At 40.7% G+C, this 10,205-nt stretch carries 9 protein-coding genes; 5 read left to right on the plus strand and 4 right to left on the minus strand.

The window, feature by feature from the left end; genetic code table 11:
* The first annotated feature begins 62 nt into the window (after positions 1-62).
* Entirely contained in the window at positions 63-755 is a 693-nt protein-coding gene (locus tag ACT3RN_RS12240; protein ID WP_192520062.1) for an SH3 domain-containing protein, read from the plus strand.
* A 94-nt stretch (positions 756-849) separates the two neighbouring features.
* On the opposite strand, the gene ACT3RN_RS12245 is transcribed toward ACT3RN_RS12240, so the two are convergent.
* On the minus strand, positions 850-1,110 hold the full coding sequence (locus tag ACT3RN_RS12245; protein WP_192520061.1) for a DUF1289 domain-containing protein: 261 nt from the start codon (positions 1,108-1,110) through the stop codon (positions 850-852).
* Positions 1,111-1,297: 187 nt separating this feature from the next.
* Between ACT3RN_RS12245 and ACT3RN_RS12250 the strand changes: the two genes are divergently transcribed.
* The 3 genes from ACT3RN_RS12250 to ACT3RN_RS12260 all read left to right on the plus strand — a co-directional run bounded on the left by ACT3RN_RS12250 (position 1,298) and on the right by ACT3RN_RS12260 (position 4,717).
* Positions 1,298-1,930 (plus strand): YqiA/YcfP family alpha/beta fold hydrolase, encoded by a 633-nt coding sequence (locus ACT3RN_RS12250; RefSeq protein WP_192520060.1) that lies wholly within the window; start codon positions 1,298-1,300, stop codon positions 1,928-1,930.
* A 110-nt stretch (positions 1,931-2,040) separates the two neighbouring features.
* Positions 2,041-3,927 carry a DNA topoisomerase IV subunit B gene (gene parE, locus ACT3RN_RS12255; RefSeq protein ID WP_192520059.1) on the plus strand — a complete coding sequence of 629 codons (1,887 nt, stop codon included), beginning with the start codon at positions 2,041-2,043 and terminating at the stop codon, positions 3,925-3,927.
* Between the two features lie 97 nt (positions 3,928-4,024).
* On the plus strand, positions 4,025-4,717 hold the full coding sequence (locus ACT3RN_RS12260; protein WP_192520058.1) for a lysophospholipid acyltransferase family protein: 693 nt from the start codon (positions 4,025-4,027) through the stop codon (positions 4,715-4,717).
* Positions 4,718-4,821: 104 nt separating this feature from the next.
* Here ACT3RN_RS12260 and ACT3RN_RS12265 read toward each other — a convergent pair whose 3' ends face one another.
* A complete protein-coding gene (locus ACT3RN_RS12265; protein ID WP_192520057.1) occupies positions 4,822-5,490 on the minus strand; it encodes an SDR family NAD(P)-dependent oxidoreductase in 669 nt (222 codons plus the stop codon).
* A gap of 307 nt (positions 5,491-5,797) precedes the next feature.
* The gene (locus ACT3RN_RS12270) at positions 5,798-7,450 is read right to left on the minus strand and encodes a mechanosensitive ion channel (protein WP_192520056.1); all 1,653 of its coding nucleotides are present in this window, start codon (positions 7,448-7,450) and stop codon (positions 5,798-5,800) included.
* A 463-nt stretch (positions 7,451-7,913) separates the two neighbouring features.
* Between ACT3RN_RS12270 and ACT3RN_RS12275 the strand changes: the two genes are divergently transcribed.
* Positions 7,914-8,645, plus strand: a complete 732-nt coding sequence (locus ACT3RN_RS12275) for an FKBP-type peptidyl-prolyl cis-trans isomerase (RefSeq protein ID WP_192520055.1) — start codon at positions 7,914-7,916, stop codon at positions 8,643-8,645.
* Between the two features lie 123 nt (positions 8,646-8,768).
* Here the strand turns inward: ACT3RN_RS12275 and argA are convergent, their stop codons facing one another.
* A complete protein-coding gene (gene argA, locus ACT3RN_RS12280; protein ID WP_192520054.1) occupies positions 8,769-10,091 on the minus strand; it encodes an amino-acid N-acetyltransferase in 1,323 nt (440 codons plus the stop codon).
* Between the last annotated feature and the right edge of the window lie 114 nt (positions 10,092-10,205).

A 10,205-nucleotide genomic window follows, 5' to 3' on the forward strand; every position in this document is an offset into this window, starting at 1 on the left:
TATTTCCTAAAGCTCAGATGCACCTGTCGGTAAATGGGCATATCAGTCGATGGTAGAAGCGAATGTCAGACCCTATTAGAGATTTACGAGCATCTCTAATGCGGATATCTAATCCATTTGCAGAGATACGGAATACTGTAGCTAATAGCGCATCTCTAAAATCAATGAGGGAGATTGCGTTTGAAGTACAGTCCAACATAGAAATAGATAGCAAAGGTACGGTTACGCTAGATGATAAACGTATTACTGCTACAGCGCTTCAAGAATTATCAAATAAAATATTTTATGATTCATCAATAGCTAAAACAAACTCGTTAGAAGAGTCTATAAATAATTTAGTTAACGAAATACGGAAACAAAAAGACCCCTTATCTCAGAGAATATTGATATGCTTTATATATCCGTTAATAATCATCGTGATTGCATCATTTCTAAATCCAATAGTAGATCATAACGTCAAGTCATACTTAAATTCTGATAAAAGGGCTCTAGAAAAAGAGTTAAAAGCTAATGCGAACTCAGTCATTGATGACAGACAGTTATTACTTTCACTAAGATATGTATCAGTTGATATCTTGAATGTAAGAACCTCTGCATCAACTAAATCAAAACCAATTGGATGCTTATATTTTTCTTCTACAGTATTGATAATTGAAAAACGTAAAAATTGGACTTTAATCGAGTGGCACGATCCTGAAACAGGTGCCGAAATTACTGGTTGGGTTTTTTCAAGGTATCTTGCCAAATTTAGGTAGCGCTTTAGCAAGGTATTACTATAAAATAATTATTCCGCTATGCTCCACAGATGTATAGCACAGCATTAAATTTTAAGAGATGAATATAAACATTCTAAAACAACTCGCCCATCTCAATTTCTTCCTCAAACTCGAACCCCAATTGCTCACTTTTACGTTGTTTCATCTGCTCGATACGCCGCTTACGTCCAGAGACCAGTCGCAGTACCTCACGGCGCTGCTCTGTGGTCATATCATGCCATAGCTGACGTTCAGGACGACTGCGCAAGCAGCCAAAGCAATAGCCTTTTTTATTGCTTTGACAAAGACCAATACATGGGTTGGCAATCTCGAACAGCTCAAACTGTTGATTCATGACTCCTCCATAATGACTACCGTCATTCCTTTGACCTGCATAAAACCACTGTTTAACTTTATTATGTCGTAAATATTGACTAATAGTGTGCCGTTTTATTATTACTGTTTTTATGGAGTGGATGCTATGCTGAGTGTTTAGTATCTATATAAAGCAATCATAACAAAATTAATAAGCGAGATTATACGTGAACATTATTTATATTCATGGACTGGATAGCGATGCGAACTCTACCAAAGGTGTGCTGTTAGAAAAATACTGCCAGCAGTATCATTCTGATATCAGCGTATATCGCCCTGATCTTAACAGCGCTCCTGAGCAAGTATTTGAGCAGTTGGTCAAATTGGTAACTGAATTAAATAGAGAAGCTAGAACGGTGCTGGTAGGCAGCTCGTTAGGTGGTTATTTTTCTACGCTAGTTAGCAATCATACAGGCTGTGCGGCGTTATTATTAAACCCCAGTACTCAGCCGCATATTACGTTGCAGCGTTTTGCTAATGAATTGTTAGTAAATACTGATAACGAAGGTGATGCGTTAAACAATGAAATTCTACATACCACAGCGGGCGGTTGGAATATTACTCACTCAGATTTGCAATGGTTTGCCGCGCATCCTTTAGAAGTGATTAATCACCCTGATAAAATGGCTGTCTTGATCAAAGAAGGAGATGAGCTGCTGAATCCTTATTTATCAAGAGATTTTTATAGAGGGTCTGATGTAAGGGTCACTTTGCAAGAGGGTGGCGATCATAGATTTAGTGATTTCAACGAACAGCTGCCTATGGTCATCAAGACGCTACAGCATTTGCTACAGAATTAAATAGACGACATTATATGACGTAAGTGACTGAGTATTGACGTTACTGTCGCTATTTTTCGTTATAATGGTTTAATAGAATTAAACGCACATGAACAGTTAAGGATGCATTTGTGAGTCAATATAATGCGCAGTCGTTAGAAGTCCTAGAGGGACTTGAGCCAGTACGTCGTCGCCCAGGTATGTATACTGATACCACGCGCCCCAACCATTTGGCGCAAGAAGTCATCGATAACTCAGTTGATGAAGCATTGGCGGGTTATGCTAAGACGATCAAAGTTCAGCTATATAGTGATGGGTCGTTGTCCGTCGAAGATGATGGTCGCGGTATGCCCACGGATATCCATCCTGAGTTTAATCAATCAGGCATTGAGCTGATTTTGACACGTTTGCATGCGGGTGGTAAGTTTTCTACCTCTAATTATGAAGTGTCAGGCGGTCTGCATGGCGTAGGTATTTCTGTCGTTAATGCGCTATCGACGCGTGTGGAAGTCACCGTATGGCGTGACAGTACACAGTTTGATATGGCGTTTGAGAATGGTGCACCAGTGACGCCGTTGACTGAATCGGTCAGTTCGAACAAGCGTAAGCGTGGTACCAAAGTGCATTTTTGGGCGGATGGTAGCTTTTTTGATACGCCTAAATTTAATGTTAAGCAGCTCAAACATAATCTCAAGGCCAAAGCCGTGTTGTCCGCTGGATTGACGATTGAATTTGTCGATGAGATTAATAACGAAAAAGTGGTTTGGCAATTTACCGATGGGGTTGTGGAATATTTAAATGAGCAACTCGACGGTCTTGAAACACTGCCAGAAGCACCGTTCTATTATAATTACGATGCGAAAGCTGGCGAACGAGCTGCCATTACCTTTGCATTATCTTGGTTGCCTGATGGTGGAACGCCAATTCAAGAAAGCTATGTAAACCTTATTCCGACAGCTCAAGGTGGTACGCATGTTAATGGCCTACGCACGGGTATTTTAGAAGCATTGCGTGAGTTTTGTGATATTCATAATTTACTACCGCGTAGTGTGAAGCTAACCGCAGAAGACGTCTGGGATGGGGTTAATTACATCTTATCTCTTAAGTTCTCTGAGCCGCAGTTTTCTGGACAAACCAAAGAGCGTCTGTCTAGCCGCGAGGCTGCTGGCGCCGTGCAAACGCTGGCGAAAGATGCGTTTAGCCTATGGTTAAATCAAAACGCAAACATGGGCACGCAGATTGCTGAGTTGGCGATCAATAAAGCAGGTCGCCGCCTAAAGTCTGCCAAAAAAGTCGCCCGTAAGAAAATTACTCAGGGGCCAGCATTGCCGGGTAAGCTAGCAGACTGCCGTGGTGATTTGCGTGATGGCGCAGAGTTATTCTTAGTTGAAGGGGATTCTGCAGGAGGTAGTGCTAAGCAAGCGCGTGATCGTCATTATCAGGCGATATTGCCACTACGTGGTAAGATTCTAAATACCTGGGAAGTGTCGTCAGATACTGTGCTGTCGAGCCAAGAAATTCATGATATTGCCATTGCTATCGGGGTGGACCCTGCTTCCGATGATTTGTCTGAGCTGCGTTATGACAAAATATGTATCTTAGCGGATGCGGACTCGGATGGTTTGCATATCGCGACATTGATTTGCGCGTTATTTGTGAAGCATTTTCCTGCATTGGTTGACGCGGGTCATTTATTTGTAGCGATGCCGCCATTATACCGTGTGGATGTCGGTAAAGAGGTTCATTACGCGTTAGATGAGCCTGAACTTGCGCATATTTTGGCTAATGTACCGGGTAATAAAAAGGCACAAATCACCCGATTTAAAGGCTTGGGTGAAATGAGCGCAGAACAATTACGTGAAACAACGATGAACCGCGATACTCGACGTTTGGTTCAGCTAGACATGGATGACATGGTGCTGACCAGTAGTATTATGGATATGCTATTGGCCAAAAAACGTGCATCTGACCGTAAGTCTTGGCTTGAGAATAAAGGAAATCTGGCTGATATCTCATAAATGAATCAGCTATTGAGTCATAAAATGCTATAAAACTCAACTTAGCAGCATAAGCTTAATGTTATGATATAGGCATCTTTTATTATGTGGTGCCGTCATGACATCAAAGTTTTTTAATCGCGCAAAGAAAGTTTCTGCGACTGAACGCTCTAAAATTTTGCCAAAGCTCAGCAAAAAACAGCTGGGTGAGCACGTGCCAAGACGTGGTAATAAAGTTGCCCCAATGATTGCTTCAGCAATGTTAAAAGCGTCAGGTTGGCGTACAGTTGGTGAGATTCCAGATATTCCACAAGCGGTTGTGTTAGTCTTACCCCATACGTCAAATGTTGATGGGGTTTATGCGATACCCAGCTTATTCGCCCTAGATTTAAAAATTAGCATTATGGGTAAGCATACTCTATTTAAAGTGCCATTATTTGCTCAGCTATTGAGCTGGATGGGAGTCATTCCGATTGATCGTGGCAATAAAGGCTCGGTGCTACAAGCGAGTATTGATAAGTTTAAAACAGGCGAACCTTTGTTTTTAGGGTTAGCGCCAGAAGGTACACGTCAATATACTGAAAGTTGGAAGACAGGTTTTTATTATTTAGCAGTAGGTGCTGGCGTACCGATTTTACCAGTGGCTATGGACTACAACACTAAAGAAATACGTTTTATGACACTGGTTCATCCTACTGGTGATATCGAAACGGATCTGCCAAAAATTTATAAGCAGTATCAGGGTGTAATACCCAAACATCCTGAACGGTTATCACAGCCGCTACAAGACATCAATAACTCAGCCAAATAAGCCATTTAAATGCGCTGTTCCTACATAAATAAAAGCCCCTTAACATAATGATGTTAGGGGGCTTTTATTGATAGTGATACGTATTGGTGCTATCCAAAAGCTTATTAGCTATTGAATGTGCTAACCCCGCCATCGACAGGTAGGTTCATACCAGTGATAACGGCAGCATCTTCACTAGCCAAAAACATAACGGCGGCGGTCACATCAAAGGGTGTGGCGGTTTTTCCTAATGGAGAGAGCGCAACAAAAGGATTAGAGCTGTTATCTGTCGCGACTAAGCCTGCTGCTACTGCGTTAATACGTACGTTATTTGGAATATTTTCTAACGCCAGTTTTTTTGTAATATCAGTCAAGTTACGCTGTTCAGCTTTATAAGTATCAATATCCCAATCTACTGGGATATCAGTCAGCGTTGAGACATTAACAATATTACCTTGAGTTTTAATCAGCTCTGGAATAGCTGCCTGGTGAATGCCAATTTCAGTATCTATATTGACCATCACATCAATATGCTCGTATTTATCGAGTACATGCTCTATCAATCTTGCTGTCTGACTCGGGTCATTCACATCACTGGTTACAGTAAGATGATTGCCTGTATTAATCCAGGTATGGTCTTGTGGCAGGTCTTCATAGATATATTCTAGGATATCGGAACTAATGCCAACAATAATACAGTTAGCCCCTTCCTGTGCAAACCTAAGTGCGGTTGCACGACCAATATCTGAATCAGCTCCAGTTATGATGACGGTCTTTTCTTTAAAGCGCTTCATATTGTTCAATCCTTGTTATTATATGATTGTCGTTAAATAAATTTTAGGGCTTTATACTACAAACGTCATTGTGCATGATGCACTGTCTATGAGTCTGCACATAAGCGATATGACTTGGATATCATCATAACAACTCATCACCATGAAAGCGACTGTATCTCATGGTACTTATGATTAGAAATCCAATACCTTAGAATCTACTCTCTCAATAATAAACACTTGTAACTGTGTCCAACTTCATAGTCACCATAAAAAAAGACAGCCTAGGCTGTCTTTTTTTATGTAAGGCTTAAGAATAATAGGCTATTTATTTGTCGTCGCTACCAGGTAGTAACACGTTACCATCATTGCTGATATCGTCAGTATTGACAGAAGTGGTATCAACTACATCTGTATGCACGTCATTAGTTGGTGTGCTTGTAGCGGTTGGTGTGTTGTCACGAACTGCTTCAGCAACTTTATCTTCAGTTGATGCGCTAGGCTCAAGTGTAGACTTCGCTTTTGCTTCAGTTTGTTCTTCATCCATTTTGTCTTGCATTTTGCGCAAGAAGCGAGCTGCTGCTTCTTGACCACCAAGACCAAACGATAGAGCAAAGGCTACAGCTACAGCACCTAATGTTAGACCAAATGCTAGGTTAACAATAGAGTCAGCAATGCCCATCGCTTTTAGACCCATGGCAAGTACTAGACCCATGATCAGTACACGTACGATGTTTGCTAAGAACTGTGAACCTTGTTCAGAGCGTTCAACAACACTAGCAATAATATTGGCAAGCCAAAAGCCGATGAATAGAATAACTGCGCCCAAGATAATGTTGGCACCAAAAGCGATAAACATCGTGATGAGGGCTGAGATAGGTTCGAAACCTAATAGATCGGCCGCTGCGATAGAGGCAAATAACATAGCAAAGAAAATAATTGCCCAACCAACCAAGTCAGAAACTTGTTTGTCGCCCATGGCTTCTTCTAGACCAACTTTAGCAGGCAATTGGTTGATTGCAGTGTTTTCGATCAGGCCTTTGATAATGTTGGCGACCATACGAATGACGTAGAAAGTCACTATTAAGATAGCTGCTGCCATAAAGATGTTTGGCAATGCTTCCATGATTTTGTTCAGCATGTTCGTCGCAGGACGAGCAATTACTTCGATTTTTAGCGCATTTAATGCGGCAATAATCGTTGGAATAATAATTACTAAAAATGCTAATGAACCAGCAATGTTGGGTAGGCTATTTTTTTCGCTTAAACCTGCTTTTGAAGCAATTGCTTGTATATCAAAAGTAGCAACTAGATTGGTTACGATACCACGTACTACTTTAGCGATAATGTAGCCAACAACAAAGACAACTGCTGCAATCAAAATATTAGGTATAAAGCTGAAAATTTTATCAACCATATTAGTTAGTGGTGCAAATAAACCATCAAGCTGTAGTTTACCAAGCACCATGGTCAAAACGACTAGTAAGATGAACCAATAAACTATGTCAGCAATTGTACTGCTCATTGGTTTAACGCCAGCTTGAGCACTTAAACGTTCATCCATTGAGGTTTTAGACAGTACAGTATTGATACCTGTACGTGCAACGGTAGCCACGACCCAACCAATAAGACCAACAGCAATAGCACCAATCAAATTAGGAATAAATGCTAAGACTTGATTTACCATATTTGCAAATGGAGTTGAAATGGAGTTTAAGTTTAGTTGATTTAGCGCTCCTGAAATAGCGATAATAAAGATAAACCAGAATACAACCTTGGAGAAAATACCTTCTAGGTCGTAAGCCTTACCCGTTGAAGACTTCATACGTTGGTTAAGATTGACTTTAGAGAGCACGTTGCGTACCAAAGCCGCGATGCCAAGTGCAACTAGCCAACCAATAATAAAAATTAAAATAGCACCGATAATGGAGCCGATAGGGCCACCCAGATAGCCGTTAAAAGATGTGTACATTGGATTCATGTTATCCTCCTTTAATCATCATATAACAGCTGCCAAACGATACTATGAGTACCGTTATTATTAAGCGGAGCCAATATATAGATGGTTATAGTAAATAGTGTTCTTCAAAGTAAGCTATGCGATGATGTTATGGTTTTCGCGTAAATAGCCTTATCAAAAAGTACCTGTTTGCTTTATATTTATGGCTTTATTACTGGTACCTAGATGTTTTTTGATAAAGCAGATACTTGATTGCTTATCATCTTAGCTAATTTAGCATAGCTGATGAACCAGTAGATTTAAAGACACAATGCTTAACTTGTTACTATATTTGTGTGATAACTTGTTATTATGTGAATGAATATTAACATAGATTATACATTCACCCGATAATTTTATTCTAAACATGGTTACTAAAACTAAGTTTTGCTATTATAGAAAAATGTGACATCTCGCCACTATTTTTACAATTTGAGAGTATTTTATGAAAAAAATCACTACGTTAAGTGTTGGTGCACTTGCTAGCGCTATGTTGTTAGTAACAGGCTGTAGCACAAATAATGGCAGTCAAGAGACTGCAGCTCAAAGCGTTTCAATTACTGAGCAAAGCTCAGCAGATGAAAAAGTGGGCTATAGCTTAGGTTTTATGATGGCTGAAGGTAATAAAGAGGCTGTCAGTGACCTAAATCTTGATACTTTCGAAAAAGGCTTTCGTGATGGTTATGAAGGTAACGACTCAGCATTGACTCAAGAGCAAATGCAAGAAGTATTGACGACGTATCAAAAAGAGCAAGAAGAAAAATTTGTCAAAGATATGGAAGCAAAAGCTGAAGAGAATAAAACCAAAGGTGCAGCTTTTTTAGCAGAAAATGCTAAAAAAGAAGGCGTCAAAGAAACGGCTTCTGGCCTGCAGTACAAGGTAGTAACAGAAGGTACTGGTAAATCACCAAAAGCAACTGACGTGGTTGAAGTAAACTACGAAGGTAAGTTGATCGATGGTACTGTATTTGATAGCTCTTATGAGCGCGGTGAGCCAATTGAATTCCCATTAAATCAAGTCATCGCTGGCTGGACAGAAGGTCTACAGTTGATGAAAGAAGGCGGTAAATATGAGTTTTACATCCCGTCAGATATCGCTTATGGCGAAGCAGGTAATGCAGGAATCGAGCCTAACAGCACGTTAGTATTTACGGTTGAGTTGTTGTCAGTAAAATAATAAGTATTGATACTGATTAAGTATCATATTGAATAAGAAAAGCCCTCTAAAGTAAGAGGGCTTTTTTATGGCTAGCGTTTGGGGCTTTCGGATGTTATTTAATAACATCCATCACCATTGTTGTTATAAGTTTTTTTGGAAAACTTTAGAATTTCGGCCGTTATGATACTGCTCTTGACGAGACTCGGGCAATGCAGATGCTTCAACTTCGGCAAAGCCTTGTTCAACAAACCAATGTGCTGTGCGAGTGGTCAATACAAATAGCTTGTGTAGACCATGGCTGCGGGCTTGTTGCTCCAAAAATGCGAGCAAATCAGCACCGCGGCTACCGTTCCGATATTCAGGGTGTACGGCAACACAGGCAACTTCTGCAGAATCACTGTCTAATTGATAAAGGGCTGCACAGCCCAAAATCATACCATCACGCTTAATGACACTATAATGCTCAATGTCTTGTTCCAAACGTTCGCGTGAGCGGCTGACCAAAATACCTTGCTTTTCTAGCGGAGATAACAGCTCGATCAGTCCTACTACGTCATCAATATTGGCACGGCGAATTTCTTCGTAAGGATCATGGCTGATAAGGGTGCCTGAGCCGTCACGAGTGAATAGTTCTTCTAATAAGGCACCATTTTTGGCATAGGAGATGATATGTGTGCGATGGACACCTTGGCGGCAAGCCAAACTCGCACAATTTAAGAAATAATTGATTTCGCAGTTTAAATCGCGATCACGTAAAAAGCGATCAACTTCGTTTGGAATCATTTCACGCAATAGGCGGTCATCATCATTGATGCCTGCTTCTTCACCTAAGAATATTAATTTATCAGCACCTAAAGCTACCGCTGTATTTAGCGCGACATCTTCGGCCAGTAGATTAAAAACTTCGCCAGTCGCTGAATAACCCATAGAGCCTAAAATGACGATATGATCGTGTAATAGGTTGTTTTTGATGGCTTCAACATCGATAGAGCGCACTTCACCTGTCATCTGATAGTCGACACCATCACGAATACCGTAAGGACGCGCTGTGACAAAGTTTCCTGAGATAGCATCAATGCGAGAGCCGTACATTGGTGAGTTGGCAAGCCCCATTGATAGCTGAGCCTCAAGCTGTAAGCGGATAGCACCTACTGCTTGCAAAATAGCAGGCATTGCTACTCTTGGCGTAATCCGAATGTCTTGATGCAGTGGAGACTCGATATCCATGTCTTTTAAGTTTTTTTCGATTTGCGGTCGCGCTCCATGCACCAGTACTAGCTTGATTCCTAAACTATGTAGTAAGGCAAAGTCATGAATAAGCGTGCTAAAGTTTACGTGATTGACCGCTTCACCGCCAAACATAATCACAAAAGTTTTACCACGATGGGTATTGATATATGGAGCAGAGTTGCGGAACCACTGAACATATTCAGGGTTAATTTGGGGCATGGCGCTAGTAGTCATAATGGGAGCAGTAGTCGTTAGAATAAGAAAAAGGGCGTAGCAAAAAATGCTTATCGCTAAAGATTTACCATAGCAAAAAATGCCGTTATGAGCTATCTTTTATTTCAGTTGTAT

The sequence above is a fragment of the Psychrobacter sp. AOP5-GZ1-6 genome, assembly GCF_052376345.1.
In the GTDB taxonomy this organism is placed as follows: Bacteria; Pseudomonadota; Gammaproteobacteria; order Pseudomonadales; family Moraxellaceae; genus Psychrobacter.